The organism is Amycolatopsis plumensis (genome assembly GCF_042652605.1).
GTDB lineage: Bacteria > Actinomycetota > Actinomycetes > Mycobacteriales > Pseudonocardiaceae > Amycolatopsis > Amycolatopsis plumensis.
Window position 1 is genome coordinate 7,256,945 of record NZ_JBHSJY010000001.1, and the last position, 18,487, is coordinate 7,275,431.

General features: G+C 73.3%; 2 protein-coding genes. Both read left to right on the forward strand.

The window, feature by feature from the left end; all coding sequences use genetic code 11:
* Positions 1–2: 2 nt before the first annotated feature.
* A complete protein-coding gene (locus ACFPLC_RS35250) occupies positions 3–18,041 on the forward strand; it encodes a non-ribosomal peptide synthetase (protein ID WP_378236035.1) in 18,039 nt (6,012 codons plus the stop codon).
* Positions 18,026–18,439: an aspartate 1-decarboxylase gene (gene panD / locus ACFPLC_RS35255; RefSeq protein WP_378204920.1), complete on the forward strand. Its 414-nt coding sequence runs from the start codon at positions 18,026–18,028 to the stop codon at positions 18,437–18,439. The genes ACFPLC_RS35250 and panD overlap by 16 nt, the downstream gene beginning before the upstream one ends.
* Positions 18,440–18,487 lie beyond the last annotated feature (48 nt).

The window sequence follows — 18,487 nt, forward strand, 5'->3', positions numbered from 1 at the left end:
CGGTGAGCAACGGTGACGCTGTGCAGCAGCAGGGGTCGAGGCTCGGGTTCTGGCGTGACCGCCTCGCTTCGGCCCCGAAGGAGCTGCCGCTCCCGGTCGACCGGCCGTACCTCGGGGAGCCCGTCTTCGCCCGGCTGGACCGGCCGCTGCCCGCCGTCGACGAGCTGACCCTCCTCGCGGCGTTCACGGTGCTGTTGTCCCGGTACACGGGGACGGCGGACGTCGTGCTCGGGATCGGCGCGCTGGTGCCCCTCCGGGTGGATCTGGGCGGCTCACCGGGGTTTGACGAGGTGGTGGCGCGCGTCCGCGAGGCGCGGGAACAGGCCCTGGCGCACGAAGTTCCGTTCGAAGACCTGGTCGCCGAACTCGGACCCGAGCCCGGGCGCGGGGGATCGGTGCTGGTCAACGTGGGTTTCGGCGCCGAGACGGACCTGGCCCTCGACCTGAACCTGACCCGGGACGGCGTGGACTACCGCGCCGACGTCCTCGACGAATCCACTGTGGACCGGATGCTGGACCACCTCGGCAACCTTCTCGCCGACGCCCGCGAACGTCCACAGTGGCCGGTGGCCCGGCTGGAGCTCATGACGGCACCGGAACGGCACCGGATCTTCGAGGAATGGAACGACACGGATTTCGGGACGCCGTTGTCGACCCTGCCGGAGCTGTTCGCGGACCGCGTCCGGGAGGCGCCGGACGCGGTCGCGCTCGTCTTCGAGGACGAGGAACTGACCTACGCCGAGCTGGACGGGCGCGCGAACCGGCTCGCCCACCTCCTCATCGGGCGCGGCGCCGGGCCGGAACAGATCGTCGCGCTCGCCGTGCCGCGCTCGATCGAGATGATCGTCGCCGAGCTGGCCGTCCTCAAGGCCGGCGCCGCCTACCTGCCGCTGGACCCGGACTACCCGGCCGAGCGCATCGCGTTCATGGTCGCCGACGCCCGCCCGGTCTGCGTGGTGACCACGCGCGATCTCGCCGACCGTTTCGACGGCGACGTCCTGCTGCTCGACGACGTCTCGTGGGCCCCGGCGGCGGATCCGGCCGTCGCGATGGTCCCGGCCAACGCCGCCTACGTCATCTACACCTCCGGCTCCACCGGGCGGCCCAAGGGTGTCGTGGTTTCCCACGCCGGTGTCGCGAAGCTGGTCGCGACGCAGTCCGAGCGGTTCGGGGTGGGCCCGCACAGCCGGGTGCTGCAGTTCGCGTCGCCGAGTTTCGACGTCGCGTTCTGGGACCTGTGCCTCGGGCTGCTCTCCGGTGGCCGTCTGGTGATCGTCCCGGCCGAACGCCGGGTGCCCGGCCCCGAGCTGGCCGAGTACGCCCACGCCCACGGCGTCGACTTCATGATCCTGCCGCCCGCCCTGTTGGCCGAGTTCCCGGAAGAGTGCGATCTGCCGAAGGACAGCGTGCTGCTGGCGGGCACGGAACGCGTGGCGCCGGAGCTGGTGCGCCGCTGGGCGCCGGGCCGGCGGATGTTCAACGCCTACGGTCCGACCGAGGCCACGACCAACTCGACGCTCGGGCTCTGCGACCCGCTGATCGCGCCGGGGTCCGCCGTGCCGATCGGCGTGCCGGACCCGGGAACCCGCGCGTACGTCCTCGACGCGCACCTCGCGCCGGTTCCGGTCGGGGTGGTGGGGGAGCTGTACCTCGCGGGCTCCGGCTTGGCGCGCGGCTACCTCGGCCGTCCGGGGCTGACGGCGGAGCGGTTCGTCGCCGATCCGTTCGGTTCCGGCGGGCGGCTCTACCGAACCGGTGACCTGGTCAAGTGGTTGCCGGACGGGCGGCTGGTGTTCCTCGGCCGGGCGGACGACCAGGTCAAGATCCGGGGGTACCGGATCGAGCTCGGCGAGATCGAGTCGGTGCTGGCCGAACACCCGCGCGTCGGCCAGTCGGTCGTCGTCGCGCAGGACGGGCAGCTGATCGCCTACGCCGTGCCGGTGCCCGACCGCGACCAGGCGGCCGAGCGGGGCCACGTCGACGAATGGCACGACGTCCACGAGGAGATGCTCGCCGGCTCCCACGGCATCGAGGAGAACTTCGCGGGCTGGAACTCCAGCTACGACGGCTCCGAGCTCCCCCTGGCCGAGATGCGGGAATGGCACGCGGCGACGATCGAGCGGATCCGCGCGCTGCGGCCGGAGCGGGTGCTGGAGATCGGGGTCGGCAGCGGGCTCATCCTGTCCCGGATCGCCCCGGACGCCGAAACCTATTGGGGTGTCGACCTTTCCGAAAGCGCCATCGAGAACGTCCGGCGCGAGGTCGCGGCCACGGACTACGCGAGCAAGGTGCACCTGGCCGCGCGGCCCGCCCACGATCTGGGCGAGCTGCCGGAGTTCGACACGGTGATCATCAACTCGGTCGCGCAGTACTTCCCGAGCGCCGACTACCTCGCCGAGGTCGTCCGGACCGTCGCGGGCCGGCTGACACCGGGCGGGACGATCTTCCTCGGCGACATCCGGAACCTGCGCTCGCTGCGGGCGTTCCGGACCGCCGTCGAACTGCAGCGCGGCCGGACCGACGTGGCCGCGGTCGACCAGTCGATCGCCCGCGAGGGCGAACTGGTCCTCGACCCGGACTTCTTCCCGGCGCTGGCCCGCGACCTCGACGGCTTCGGCGACGTCGACCTGTGGGTCAAGCGCGGCACCGCGCACAACGAGCTGACCCGGCACCGCTACGACGTCGTCCTGCGGAAGGCGCCGCGGCGTGAGGTGGCCGGGGAGCAGGTCGTCGCGTTCGGCGATCTCGGGGCGGTGGAACGGTTCCTGGCCGCCGAGACGCCGGAGCGGCTGCGGGTCACCGCGATCCCGGACGCGCGGCTGGCCGGCGAGCTGGCCGCGGTCCGCGCCCTGGACACCGGCGACCCCGAAGCGGCCGTGGCCGCCCTCGACCGCCGGGACGGTGTCGACCCCGAGGCCCTGTATGCGCTCGGCGAACAGGTCGGGTACCGCGTCGCCGTCACGTTGGCGGCCGAAGGCGAACTGGAAGCCGTCTTCACGAGGGGCGAAGACGGCGCTGCCTACCGGCCGGTGCGGCAGACGGGCACGCCGGGGTCGTACGCCAACAATCCCGCCGCCCGGCGTGAGACCGGTGCGCTCGTGGCCTCGCTGCGTGCGCACGTGCGGGACCGGCTGCCGCTGTACATGGTGCCGTCGGCGTTCGTGGTGCTCGACAGGCTGCCCGTGCTCGCCTCCGGCAAGCTGGACCGTAAGGCCCTGCCGAGCCCGGAACGCTTCACCGCCGGGCCCGGCCGCGCGCCGCGCAACCCCGTCGAACAGCTGCTGTGCGAGATGTTCGCCGACGTCCTCGGCTGGGGCGGGGCGGGGCCGAACAACACAGTCGGTCCGGACGACGACTTCTTCGCCCTCGGCGGCCACTCGCTGCTCGCCACCCGGCTGATCCAGCGGATCCGCGCGGCCGTCGGCGCCGAGGTGCCGGTGCGGGCGGTGTTCGACGCCCCGACCCCCGCCTCGCTCGCCCACCTCCTCGCCGGGGCCGTCACCGAGACCGCGCGGCGGCCGCTCACCCGCGTCGCCGAACGGCCGGAGCGGCTGCCGCTGTCGTTCGCGCAGCAGCGCCTGTGGTTCCTGCACGGCCTGGAAGGCGGCTCGGCGACCTACAACGTCCCGCTCGTCATGCGGCTGGCCGGTGAGCTGGACGTCGAGGCGCTGCGCCAAGCGCTCAACGACGTCCTGGCCCGGCACGAAGCCCTGCGGACCGTCTTCCCGGTCGCCGACGGCGTGCCCTATCAGGAGGTTCTCCCCGAGGGGACCGTGGAACTCACCGTCCGCGAGGTGTCCGATGTGGACGCCGAAGTGGACGCGATCGTCCGCGGCGTGTTCGACCTCGGTGCCGGGGTCCCGGTGCGCGCGGAACTGCTCGGCGACGGCCCGCGGCGGCACGTGCTCGTCCTCGTCGTGCACCACATCGCCGCCGACGGCTGGTCGCTGTCGCCGCTGTGGCGGGACATCGCGACGGCCTACCGCGCCCGCCGGCACGGTGAGACTCCACAGTGGACGCCGCTGCCGGTGCAGTACGCGGACTACACGCTCTGGCAACGCGATCTCCTGGCCTCCGAAGAAGCCGCCCAGCTCGGCTACTGGCGGGAAACCCTCGACGGCCTGCCCGAGCGCATCCCGCTCCCGCTCGACCGGCCGCACCCGCCGGTCTCGGCCTACCGCGGCGGGTTCTTCACCTTCACCTGGGACGCCAGGCTCCAGGCCGCCCTCGCCGACCTCGCCCGTGCCTGCGGGGCCAGCCCGTTCATGGTCGTGCACGCGGGCCTGACGGCGCTGCTGTCCCGCCTCGGCGCGGGCACCGACATCCCGATCGGCACCCCGATCGCCGGCCGCACCGACCCCGCCCTCGACGACCTCGTCGGCTTCTTCGTCAACACCCTCGTCCTGCGCGTCGACACCGGTGGCGACCCCTCCTTCCGCGACCTCGTCGCCCGGGTCCGCGAACGCAGCCTCGACGCGTACGCCCACCAGGACGTCCCGTTCGAGCGGCTGGTCGAAGCGCTCAACCCGGCCCGGTCGCTGGCGCACCACCCGCTGTTCCAGACCATGCTCGCCTGGCAGAACACCCCCGGCAGCGGTGTCGAGCTGCCCGGGCTGACCGTCACCGAGCAGCCCGTCGGCACCGGCACGGCCAAGTTCGACCTCTGGTTCTCCTTCACCGAGCGGGCCGACGGCGTGGGTGGCCAAGCCGAGTTCAACGCCGAGGTGTTCGACCGGGCCACCGTCGCCGGCCTCCTTGATCGCCTCGAGACCCTGCTCCGGCAGGTCGCCGCCGCCCCGGACCGCCGGCTCGGCTCACTGGACGTGCTGACCGCCGCCGAGCGTGCCGGCCTCGAAAAGACCTGGTCCGGGGCCACGCAGGACGTTCCCGCGGTCACCGTGCCCGAGCTGTTCGCCGCCCAGGTCGCGCGGACCCCCGGGCATCCCGCGCTCGTCTTCGAGGACGACGAACTCACCTACGCCGAGCTGGACGCGGTCTCGAACCGCCTGGCCCGCGTGCTGGCCGCGCGCGGCGCCGGGCCCGAGCGCGTGGTCGCCCTGGCCCTGCCCCGCTCGACGCACCTGGTCACGGGCATCCTCGCCGTGCTCAAGACGGGCGCGGCCTACCTGCCGCTCGACCCCGGCTACCCGGCCGACCGCATCGCCTTCATGCTCGAAGACGCCGATCCGGCGCTGGTGCTGGCCGTCGCGGACACCGCTGTCGAAGGCGCCCTGCTCCTGGACGACCCGGAAACCCTGGCGGGCGTCTCCGGCGAGCCCCTGGAGGTTACCCTCCGGCCGGAGAACCCGGCGTACGTCATCTACACCTCCGGCTCGACGGGCCGTCCGAAGGGCGTCGTCGTCCCGCACGCCGGGATCGTCAACCGGCTGCTGTGGATGCAGGCCGAATACCGCCTCACCGACGGCGACCGCGTGCTCCAGAAGACGCCGTCCAGCTTCGACGTCTCGGTGTGGGAGTTCCTCTGGCCGCTGCTCACCGGGGCCACCGAGGTGCTCGCCCGGCCGGACGGCCACAAGGACCCGGCCTACCTCGCCCGGCTGATCCGCGACCGCGGGATCACCACCGTCCACTTCGTCCCGTCGATGCTCCAGGTCTTCCTCCAGGAACCGGCGGCGGGGGAGTGCCCGAGCCTGCGCCGCGTGCTGTGCAGCGGCGAGGCTCTGCCCCCGGACGCGGTCGCGCAGTTCCACCGGGTCCTCGAAGCCGAGCTGCACAACCTCTACGGCCCGACCGAAGCCTCGGTCGACGTCACCTCGTGGCGGACGTCCACTGAGGACAGTTTCGTCCCGATCGGACGTCCGGTGTGGAACACCCGCACCTACGTCCTCGACGCCGCCCTGCGCCCGGTGCCGCCGGGCACGCCCGGCGAGCTGTACCTGGCCGGCGTCCAGCTCGCCCGCGGGTACCTCGGCCGGGCCGGGCTCACCGCCGAGCGGTTCGTCGCCGACCCGTTCGGCGCGCCCGGCACCCGGATGTACCGCACCGGCGACCTCGCCCGCTTCCGGCCCGACGGCGTCCTGGAGTTCCTCGGCCGCGGCGACGAGCAGATCAAGATCCGCGGCTTCCGCGTCGAGCCGGGCGAGATCGCCGCGACCCTGTCCGCGCACGACGACGTCGCCCACGCCGTCGTCGTCGCCCGCGAAGACCGCCCCGGCGACGTCCGGCTGGTCGGGTACGTCGTCCCCGCCGGCACCTCCGGTTCGGCCGAGGAGGAGACCGAGCAGGTCGGCGAGTGGCGCGAGCTGTACGACTCGATGTACTCCGGCGACGACGACGAGTTCGCGGGCTGGAACTCCAGCTACACCGGCGAGCCGATCCCGCGCGAGGAGATGCGCGAGTGGCGCGACGCGATCGTCGCCCGGATCCGCGCCCTCCGGCCGAAGCGGGTCCTGGAGATCGGCGTCGGCAGCGGCCTGCTGCTCACCGAGCTGGCTCCGGACTGCGAGGCGTACTGGGGGACCGACTTCTCCGCCGAGGTCATCGCCGCGCTGGGGAAGCGGGTCGCGGCCGATCCCGTGCTCGCCGACCGCGTCGAACTGCGTACCGGCGACGCCGCCGACCTCGACGGCCTGCCGTCCGGGTTCTTCGACACGATCGTGCTCAACTCCGTCATCCAGTACTTCCCGAGCGGGACCTACCTCCTCGACGTCGTGCGGAAGGCTCTGGCGCTCCTGGCTCCGGGCGGGGCGCTGTTCGTCGGGGACGTCCGCGACCTGCGGCAGGTCCGGGCGTTCCACACCGCCGTGGCCCAGGCGCGCGGCGGCGACGTCGAACAGCGGCTGCTGCGGGAGAAGGAACTCCTGGTCGCGCCGGAGTTCTTCGCGGGGCTCGACGGGGTCGTCGCGGACATCCGCGTCAAGCGCGGCCGGGCGGTCAACGAACTCACCCAGTACCGCTACGACGTCGTCCTGCGCCCGGGGACCGCTGAGCCACACCCGGTGGAGACGCTGACCTGGGGCACCGATGTGTCCTCTGTGGAGGAGGTGGCCGAGCGGCGCCGCGACGGCCTGCGCGTCGAAGGCGTCTCGAACGGCCGGATCACCGACGGCGTGAACCCCGAAGACTGGTACGCCCTGGGTGCGGTCGTCACCTGGTCCGCCGCCGGTGACGGTTCGGTCGACGTCCTCTTCGCCGTCGAACCGGCGGGAGCGTTCCGGCCCGGCCCACACCCGATCCTCGGCTACACCGGCAATCCCCGGCGGTCGCGCCGGAGCATCGCCCTCCCGGCCGCCCTGCGGACCTTCGCCGCCGCACGGCTGCCGGAGCACATGGTGCCGTCGGCGATCGTCGTCCTCGACGCGCTGCCGGTGACGGCGAACGGCAAGCTTGACCGCCGCGCGCTGCCCGCCCCGGAAGCGAGCACCCTGGTCTCCGACCGCGAGCCGCGCACGCCGGTCGAACGGCAGCTGTGCGAGCTGTTCGCCGACGTCCTCGGCCTCCCGCGGGTCGGCCCGGACGACAGTTTCTTCGCTCTCGGCGGCCATTCCCTGCTGGCGACCCGGCTGATCGCCCGCGTCCGGACCACGCTCCACGCCGAGCTCGAGGTGCGGGCGGTCTTCGAGACGCCGACCCCGGCGGGGCTGGCCGCAGTGCTCGCCACCGCCCGCGGCACCGCGCGGCCGCCCCTGCTCCCCGCACGACGGCCGGACCTGGTTCCGCTGTCCGGCGCCCAGCAGCGGCTGTGGTTCCTGCACCACCTCGAAGGACCGTCGGCCACCTACAACGTCCCGCTGATCATGCGCCTCGAAGGTGACCTCGACGTCGACGCGCTGCGCCTGGCGCTTTCGGACGTGGTCGCCCGCCACGAAGCCCTGCGCACCCGGTTCCCGCAGCGCGACGGCGTGCCCTACCAGGACGTCCTCCCGGCCGGAGAAGCCGACCTGCCGGTTCGCGAGGTCACCGACCTCGACGAGGCCCTGACCCGGCTGGTCCGCGGCTCCTTCGACCTGGAACGGCACGCGCCGATGCGGGCGGAGCTGCTGCGGCTGGACGCCCGGGAGCACGTCTTCGCGCTGGTGTTCCACCACATCGCCTCCGACGGCTGGTCGATGGCCCCGCTGTGGCGCGACATCGCCACGGCCTACGCCGCCCGCCGCGCCGGTGACGCTCCACAGTGGACGCCATTGCCGGTCCAGTACGCGGACTACACGCTGTGGCAGCAGGACCTGCTCGGCCGCGAAGACGACCCGGACAGCGTGCTGAGCACGCAGCTGGACTACTGGCGGACGGCCCTCGACGGCCTGCCGGACCGGATCGAGCTGCCCCTGGACCGGCCGCACCCGGCGACCGCGACCTTCCGCGGCGAGCTGCACACCTTCACCTGGGACGCGGGGCTCCACGCGGGCCTGGCCGACCTGGCCCGCGAGAGCGGCGCGAGTGTGTTCATGGTGGTGCACGCGGCGCTGGCCGCCCTGCTCACCCGCCTCGGGGCGGGCACCGACGTGCCGATCGGCTCGCCGATCGCCGGCCGCACCGACCCGGCCCTGGACGACCTCGTCGGCTTCTTCGTCAACACCCTGGTCCTGCGCGTCGACACCGGCGGCGAGCCGACGTTCCGCGAGCTGCTCGCCCGCGTCCGCGAGCGCAACCTCGACGCCTACGCCCACCAGGACGTGCCGTTCGAGCGCCTGGTCGAGGTGCTCAACCCGGCGCGGTCGCTGGCGTACCACCCGCTGTTCCAGGTCATGATCGCCGGGCAAAACAACGCCCGCGCGCAAGCGACCCTGCCCGGCCTGGCCGTCACCGAGATCCCGGTGACCACCGGGACGTCGAAGTTCGACCTCGCGATCTCCCTGACCGAGCGCGACGCCGGAATCGCCGGGGTCCTCGAATTCAACGCCGACGTCTTCGACCACGCGGGCGCGAACGCGATCCTGCGCCGTCTCGAAGTGCTGCTGCGCGCGGCGCTGACCGAGCCGGATCGCCCCGTCGGGGCCCTGGGCCTCCTCGAAGGAGACGAGCGCGACCGGGTGCTCACCGAGTGGGCCGGGTCCCTCGAACCGGCGGGCACCGAGACGTTCCCCGGAATGTTCGCCCGCCGCGTCGCCGAGGCCCCGGACGCGGTGGCGCTCGTGTTCGAAGACGTCGAACTCACCTACGCCGAAGTGAACGCGCGTGCCAACCAGCTCGCGCACCTGCTGCTCGCCCGCGGCGCCGGGCCGGAGCGGGTCGTCGCGCTGGCCGTCCCTCGGTCCCTCGACATGATCGTCGCCGAGCTGGCGGTGCTCAAGGCCGGTGCCGCGTACCTGCCGATCGACGTCGACTACCCGGGCGACCGGATCGCCTACATGGTCGAGGACGCGGCCCCGGTGTGCGTCGTGACCACCCGGGAGGCCGAGGCGAAACTGCCTGCGTCCCTGCCGCGGGTGCTCCTGGAGGACACCGCTCTCGCGGATATGTCCACTGAGGACCCGCAGGTCGTGATCACGCCCGAGAACGCGGCCTACGTGATCTACACCTCCGGCTCGTCGGGACGGCCCAAGGGCGTCGTCCTCCAGCACTCCGGCGTCGCGAAGCTGGTCGCCACCCAGGTCGAGCGCTTCGGCGTCGGCCCGCACAGCCGGGTGCTGCAGTTCGCGTCGCCGAGTTTCGACGTCGCCTTCTGGGACCTCTGCCTCGGGTTGCTTTCGGGCGGGCGCCTGGTGGTCGTCCCGGCCGAGCGGCGGGTCGCGGGCCCGGCGCTCACCGAGTACGCGCACGCGCACGGCGTCGACTTCATGATCCTGCCGCCCGCCCTGCTCGACGCCATGCCGGCGGACCTCGACCTGCCGCGCGACAGCGTGCTGCTCGCCGGCACCGAACGCGTGTCACCGGAGCTGGTGCGCCGCTGGGCGCCCGGACGGCGGATGTTCAACGCCTACGGCCCGACCGAAGCGACCACCAACTCGACGCTCGGCGAGAGCGACCCCGCCGAGCTGGCGGACGCGACGGTCGTCCCCATCGGCATCCCCGACCCGGGCACGCGCGCGTACGTGCTCGACGCCGGGCTGCGGCCGGTGCCGCCCGGCGTGGTGGGGGAGCTGTACCTCGCGGGCTCCGGCCTGGCGCGCGGCTACCTCGGCCGCCCGGGGCTGACGGCGGAGCGGTTCGTCGCGGACCCCTTCGGTTCCGGCGGGCGGCTCTACCGCACGGGTGACCTGGTCAAGTGGCTGCCGGACGGGCGGCTGGTGTTCCTGGGCCGGGCCGACGACCAGGTCAAGATCCGCGGCTACCGCATCGAACTCGGCGAGATCGAGTCCGTGCTGGCCGAGCACCCGGCCGTCGGGCAGACCGTCGTCGTCGCGCAGGACGGGCGGCTCATCGCCTACGCCGTGCCCGCGGCCGGGCGGGACGAAGCAGCCGAACTGGACCACGTCGGCGAGTGGCGCGAGCTGCACGAGAACGTCTTCACCGAAGCCGCGTCCGGTGGCCTGGAGGAGAACTTCACCGGCTGGAACTCCAGCTACGACGGCTCCGAGATACCCCTCGAAGAGATGCGCGAGTGGCACGCGGCGACGATCGACCGGATCCGGTCCCTGCGGCCGAAGCGCGTCCTGGAGATCGGCGTCGGCAGCGGGTTGATCCTGTCGCGGATCGCGCCGGACGCCGAGGAGTACTGGGGCGTCGACCTGTCCGAGCAGGCCATCGCCAACCTGCGGCGCGAACTCGCCGCGACGCCGTACGCGAGCAAGGTCCACCTGGCCGCGCGGCCCGCCCATGACCTGGGCGAGCTGCCGGAGTTCGACACGGTGATCATCAACTCGGTCGCGCAGTACTTCCCGAGCGTCGGCTACCTTGCCGAAGTCCTCCGCACGGCCGCCGCGCACGTCCGGCCGGGCGGGGTCATCTTCCTCGGCGACATCCGGAACCTCCGCTCGCTGCGGGCGTTCCGGACCGCGACCGAGCTGCGCCACGGCCGCTGCGACGTCGCCGCGGTCGACCAGGCGATCGCCCGCGAAGGCGAACTCGTCCTGGACCCGGACTTCTTCCGGGCCCTCGACCTCGACGGCTTCGACGACGTCGACCTGTGGGTCAAGCGCGGCCACGCCCACAACGAGCTGACCCGGCACCGCTACGACGTCGTCCTGCGGAAGGCCCCGCGGCCCGGCACCCCCGAAGAGCTGGTCGTCGCACTGGACGACCTGGAAGAGGCCTTGGCCGCGCGCCCGGCCCGGCTGCGCGTGACCGGCGTGCCGAACGCCCGGCTGTCCGGGGAACTCGCCGCCGTCACCGCGCTGGCCGCGGGCGACGCCGAAGCGGCACTGTCCGCTTTGGACGGTCGCGACGGGGTGGACCCCGAGACCCTGCACGACCTCGGCGAGCGGCACGGCTACCGCGTCCACGCGACTCTCACCGCGGACGCAGGCGCTCTGGAAGTCGTGTTCACCACCGGCGAGCCGCAGCGGATCCACCGCGGCCGCCCGGTCCGGGCCGCCCTCGAAGCGCTGGGCAACCACCCGGCCGGGCAGCGGGACACGAGCGCACTGGTGGCGGCGCTGCGGGCGCACGTGCGCGACCGGCTGCCGCAGTACATGGTGCCCTCGGCGTTCGTGGTCCTCGACCGGCTCCCGCTGCTGGCGTCCGGCAAGCTGGACCGGCGGGCCCTGCCGAGCCCGGACCAGCAGGCGGTGACCCCCGGCCGGGCCCCGCGCACGCCGGTCGAAGAGGTCCTCTGCGGTCTCTTCGCCGAAGTCCTCGACACGGCGTCGATCGGCGTCGACGACGACTTCTTCGCCCTCGGCGGCCATTCGCTGATGGCGACCCGCCTGGTCGCCCGGCTGCGCGCGGTGTTCGGCGTCGAACTGCAGGTGCGGTCGGTGTTCGAGACGCCGACGGTCGCCGGGCTGGCCGCGCTGCTGGCCACTTCGGACTCCGGAGACGCCCGGCCCGCGCTGGTGCGCGCCGACCCGCGGCCGGACGTGCTGCCGTTGTCGTTCGCCCAGCAGCGGCTGTGGTTCCTGCACCGCCTCGAAGGCCCGTCGGCGACCTACAACATGCCGACCGCGGTCCGGCTGACCGGCGCCCTCGACGTCGACGCCCTGCGCACGGCGCTGGCCGACGTGGTCGAGCGGCACGAAGCCCTGCGCACGGTCTTCCCCGAGATCGACGGCGAAGCCCGGCAGCTCGTCCTCGACGACGTCTCGATCCCGCTGCCGGTCCACGCCGTCACCGAGGCCACGCTCGCCGACGCGGTGTCCGAAGCGGCGGGAACGGTGTTCGAGCTGGAGTCGGAAATCCCGCTGCGGGCCCGGCTGCTGCGCCTCGGCGGCCGCGAGCACGTCCTGGTGCTGGTGTTCCACCACATCGCCTCCGACGGCTGGTCGACCGCGCCGCTGTGGCGGGACCTCGCGACGGCCTACACCGCCCGCCAGGCCGGTTCGGCTCCACAGTGGACACCGTTGCCGGTGCAGTACGCGGACTACACGCTGTGGCAGCGGGACGTCCTGGGCGAGCCGGTCATCGAACCGCAGCTGGCGTACTGGCGCGAAGCCCTCGCCGGGCTGCCCGAGCGGATCGAGCTGCCCACCGACCGGCCGCACCCGGCCGAAGCCTCCTACCGCGGCGAGCAGTTCGCCTTCGGCTGGGACGCCGAGCTCCACGGTGGGCTCGTCGAACTGGCCAGGGCCTGCGGGGCCAGCGTCTTCATGGTCGTGCACGCCGGGCTCACCGCCGTGCTCACCCGGCTCGGCGCGGGCACCGACATCCCCCTCGGCACCTCCATCGCCGGCCGCACCGACGCCGCCCTCGACGACCTGGTCGGGTTCTTCGTCAACACCCTGGTCCTGCGCGTGGACACCGGCGGCGACCCGTCGTTCCGCGACCTGGTGGCCCGGGTGCGGGACCGCAGCCTCGACGCCTACGCCCACCAGGACGTCCCGTTCGAGCGGCTGGTCGAAGCGCTGAACCCGACCCGGTCCCTCGCCTACCACCCGCTGTTCCAGACGATGCTGGCCTGGCAGAACAACGCCGTCGCCGACCTCGCGCTGCCGGGCCTCACGGTCGCGGAAGAGCCGGTCCGGACCGGCACCGCGCGCGCGGACCTGACGTTCTTCGTCGGCGAGCGGCCCGGGAACCAGGCCGGGATCCGCGGGACCGCCGAGTACAACAGCGACGTGTTCGACCGCGGGACCGTCGAGGCGATCCTCGAGCGGCTCCGGACGCTCCTGGCCGCCGTCGTCGCCGACCCGGAAAGCCGGATCGGTGCCGTCGACCTGCTCACCGCGGCCGAGCACGACCAGCTCGCCGCCGATCCCGCGACCCCGCTGCCCGCGGAGACGGCCGCCGAGCTCTTCGCGGCCCAGGTGGCGCGGACGCCGGACGCGCTCGCCTTGACGTTCGGGTCCGAGCGGCTGACCTACGCCGAGCTGGACGCGCGGGCCACGACCCTGGCCCGGGCGCTGCTCGCGCGGGGTGCCGGGCCGGAACGCGTGGTGGCGGTCGCGCTGCCGCGGTCGGTCGACCTGGTCGTGGCCCTCCTCGCGGTGCTCAAAACCGGGGCCGCCTACCTGCCCCTCGACCTGAACCACCCGGCGGACCGCATCGAGCTGATGCTCACCGACGCGGCACCCCACCTGGTCATCGCCGAAGACGGCCTGCGCCCCGGGGTCGTGAGTGAGAAAGAGGGTTCTAACCCGCCTTACCACTCACGACCAGCCACGGCAGACGACCTGGCGTACGTGATTTTCACGTCCGGCTCCACCGGACGCCCGAAGGCCGTCGCCGGAACCCAGCGAGCCCTGGCCAACCGGCTGCACTGGGGCCGGGACCTCGCTCGCGGCGTGCGCGTGGCGAAGAGCGCGCTGACGTTCATCGACGGCTCGACCGAGCTGCTCGGCGGGCTCGTCGCCGGTGACCCGGTGGTCCTGGCCGACGACACCACGGCGACCGACCCGATGGCACTGGCCGCCTTCGTCCGCGAAACCGGCGCCCAGGTGCTCACCGTGGTGCCGAGCCTCCTCGACACCTTCGCCGAGGACGCCCCCGCCGGGGCGTTCGACTCGGTGGCCACCTGGATCACCAGCGGTGAACCGCTTTCCGAGGCCCTCGCCGCGAAGGTCGCGGCTCGCTGGCCGTCGGCGAAGCTGGTCAACCTCTACGGCTGTTCGGAGGTCGCGGGCGACAGCCTGGCCCAGGTCTGCGGCCCGGTGGCCATCGGACGGCCGGTCGCGAACACCCGCGCGTACGTCCTCGATGCGGCATTGCGGCCGGTGCCGCCGGGCGTGCGCGGCGAGCTGTACCTGGCCGGCGCCGGTGTCGCGCGGGGTTACCTCGGCCGCCCGGCGCTCACCGCCGAACGGTTCGTCGCCTCGCCGTTCGAGCCGGGGGAGCGGATGTACCGGACCGGCGACCTGGTCCGCCGCCGCGCCGATGGGACGTTGGACTTCCTCGGCCGCGCCGACCAGCAGATCAAGATCCGCGGCTTCCGCGTCGAACCCGGCGAAGTCGAAGCCGCGCTGATGGACGATCCTTCGGTGGCGCGTGCGGCCGTGATCGCGCGGGACAGCCGGCTGATCGCGTACGTGGCACCGGCCGGTGACCCGGTCGCGCTGCGGGCGCGGCTGGCCGAGCGGCTGCCGGAGTACCTGGTGCCGTCGGCGATCGTGGTGCTCGACGCGCTGCCGCTGAACGCCAACGGCAAGCTCGACCGGGCCGCCCTGCCCGACCCGGAGATCCGGACGTCCGGCCGTCTCGCGCGGACCCCGGCCGAGCAGGCGCTGTGCGAGCTGTTCGCCGACGTCCTCGGCGTGCCGTCGGTCGGCCCGGACGACGGGTTCTTCGCCCTCGGCGGGCACTCGCTCCTCGCCACGCGGCTGGTCAGCCGGATCCGCGCGCTGCTCGGCGTCGAAGTGCCGATCCGGGCGGTGTTCGACGCGCCGACCCCGGCCCGGCTCGCCGAAGCCCTGGACCCGGGGCGCGGCCGCCGTCCCGCGCTGGTCGCGGCCGACCGGCCGGACGTCCTGCCGCTGTCGTTCGCGCAGCAGCGGCTGTGGTTCCTCGACCGCCTCGACGGGCCGTCCGCGACCTACAACATCCCGTGGGCGTGGGAACTGTCCGGACCGGTCGACACCGACGCGCTGCGGGCCGCCTTGGGTGACGTCGTCGCCCGCCACGAGGTTCTCCGGACACTCCTGGTCGAAGCAGACGGCACGCCACGGCAGGTCGTGCTCGACGAGGCGGTCCCGGTGCTGGTCACCGAGACGGCGGCCGACCTCGACGAGCGCGTTGCGGCGGCGGCGTCGTACTGCTTCGCCCTCGACGCCGAGATCCCGATCCGCGCCACGCTCGTCTCGACCGGACCGGACCGGCACGTGCTCGTGCTGCTGGTCCACCACATCGCGGGCGACGGCTGGTCGCTGCCGCCGCTGAAGCGGGACCTCGACACCGCCTACGCGGCCCGGCTGCGCGGCGAGCGTCCACGATGGACGCCGTTGCCAGTGCAGTACGCGGACTACACGCTCTGGCAGCGGGCGATGTTCGGTCGCGCCGACGATCCGGACAGCCTCCTCGGCCGGCAGGCGGCGTTCTGGCGGGACACCCTCGCGGGGCTCCCCGACGAGCTGGCCCTCCCGGCCGACCGGCCCCGCCCGGCGCGGTCGACCAACCGCGGCGCCGCCGTGCCGTTCACCGTGCCCGCCTCCGTCCACAAGGGACTCCAGGAGCTGGGCCGGCGCAGCGGCACCAGCACGTTCATGGTCCTGCAGGCGGCACTGGCCACGCTGCTGACCCGGCTCGGCGCGGGCACCGACATCCCGCTCGGCACGCCGGTGGCCGGCCGCTCCGACCACGCGCTGGAAGACCTCGCCGGATTCTTCGTCAACACCCTGGTCCTGCGCACCGACACCGGCGGCGACCCGACGTTCCGCGAGCTGCTGGACCGCGTCCGGGAGGCCGACCTGGCCGCGTACGCCCACCAGGAACTGCCGTTCGAGCACCTCGTCGAACTGCTCAACCCGCCGCGGTCCCTTTCCCGGCACCCGCTGTTCCAGGTCATGCTCGCGGTCTACCACTCCGGCTCGGAACCGGAACGGCTGCTCGGGCTCGACGCGGCCTACCGGGACACCGGGCTGCGGCAGGCGAAGTTCGACCTGTCCTTCGACCTGGTCGAAACGGCCGACGGCATCGACGGCGACCTCGAATACAGCCTCGACCTGTTCGACGAGCCGACGGCCCGGACGCTGACCGAGCGCCTGGTCCGGGTGATGACCGCGGTCGTCGCGGACCCCGACCGGCCGCTGAGCCGGCTCGACGTCCTCGATGCTCCGGAGCGGGAGCGCGTCCTGCGCGAGTGGGGTGCCGGGGCGCCGCTGACCGTCTCGGCGCCGACGGTGGTCGACCGGCTGGCGGCCCAGGTGGCGGCGACGCCGGACGCGACCGCGCTGAGCGACGCGCACTCGAGCGTCACGTTCGCGGAGTTCGCCGCGCGGACCGACCGCCTCGCCCGGTGGCTCGCGGCGCAGGGCGCGGGGCCGGAGAAGGTGGTGGCGCTGGTGCTGCCGCGGTCGGCCGCGGTCGTCGAGGCGATCTTCGGCGTCTTCAAGACGGGCGCGGCCTACCTGCCCGTGGACCCGGACCAGCCCGCGGACCGGATCTCGGCGATCCTCGCCGACTCCGGCGCCGCACTGGTTTTGAGCAGCCGTTCGCTCGCGTCGCTCGTTCCGGGCGCGTTGTTCGTCGAGGACATTGTGGACTGTGCTGCGGCGCTTACCCCGCCGTCGCCCTCGAACCCGGCGTACGTGCTCTACACGTCCGGGTCCACCGGCAAGCCCAAGGGCGTGGTCGTCCCGCACTCCGGGCTGGTCAACCTGTTCCACAGCCACCGCGAAACGCTCTACCGTCCGGCCGTCGCCGCGGCGGGCGGGCGGCGGCTGCGGATCGGGCACGCGTGGGCGTTCTTCTTCGACGCGTCCTGGCAGCCCCAGCTGTGGCTGCTCGACGGGCACGAGGTGCACGTCGTCGACGACGACACCCGCCGCGACCCCGAGCGGCTGGCGGCGGTGGTGCGCGAGCGCGAACTCGACTTCCTCGAGCTCACGCCGTCGCACTTCGCGCAGCTGGCCGCGGCCGGGGTGATCGCGGACGGCCGGTGTGCCCTCGGCGTGGTCGGTGTCGGCGGTGAAGCCGTGTCGCAGACGCTGTGGGAGACGCTGTCGTCGATGCCGGGCACGCAGGCGTACAACCTCTACGGCCCGACCGAGGCCACAGTGGACGCTCTGGTCGGCCGCTTCGGGGACGCCGACCGGCCGGTGGTCGGCCGCCCGGTGCACAACACGCGCGCGTACGTCCTCGACGGCGGCCTCTCGCCGGTCCCGGCCGGGGTGCCGGGCGAGTTGTACCTGGCCGGCGCCGGGCTGGCCCGGGGCTACCACGGGCGGCCGGGGCTCACCGCGGACCGGTTCGTCGCCGACCCGTTCGGGCCGCCGGGGGAGCGGATGTACCGCACCGGCGACCTGGTGCGGTGGCAGCCGGACGGGCAGCTCGAGTACCTCGGCCGCACCGACGACCAGGTCAAGCTCCGCGGCTTCCGGATCGAGCCGGGCGAAATCGAGTCGGCGCTGGCCCGGCACGACGACGTCACGGAGGCGCTGGTCGTCGTCCGGGACGAACGGCTGGTCGCGTACACGACACCGGCGAACGCGGATCCGGTGCGGCTGCGGGAGTTCCTGGCCCGGTCGCTACCGGAGTACATGGTGCCCGCGGCGATCGTCCCCTTGGCCGCGTTCCCCGTGACCCCCAACGGGAAGCTGGACCGGACGGCGTTGCCGGAGCCCGGGTTCGCAGCCCGCGGCCGGGCCCCCGAGACGGCCACGGAGCAGGCGCTCTGCGAGATCTTCGCGGAGGTACTGGGAGTGGCCGCCGTCGGCGCCGACGACGACCTGTTCACCCTCGGCGGCCATTCGATGCTGCTGGTGGTCCTGCGCAACCGGATCACCGAGCGGCTCGGGACCGAGCTGCCCATCGCCGAGTTCTTCCGCACCCCCACCGCGGCGGGCCTCGCCGCGCTGCTGAACGAAGACAAGGACAGCCAGTGCACCGCACCCTGATGAACGCCAAGATCCACCGCGCCACCGTCACCCAGGCCGACCTGCACTACGTCGGCTCGCTGACCATCGACGCGGACCTGATGGTCGCCGCGGACATCGTCGAGGGCGAGAAGGTCCAGGTCGTCGACATCACCAACGGCGCCCGGCTGGAGACCTACGCCATCACCGGCGAGCCCGGGTCCGGCGTGATCGGCGTCAACGGCGCCGCGGCGCACCTCGTGCACCCCGGCGACCTCGTCATCATCATCACCTACGCCCAGGTGGCGGAGTCCGAGCGCGCCGGGCACCGGCCGCGGGTGGTGCACGTGGACGCGGACAACCGGCAGGTTCACCTCGGGCACGACCCGGCCGAGCCGGTGCCGGGCGCCACCGCGCAGCGGTCCGGCCGTGGGCGCTGACACAGTTGCTTTTGACAGGCTTACCTAAATAAGGTGTGCCTAAGTTAA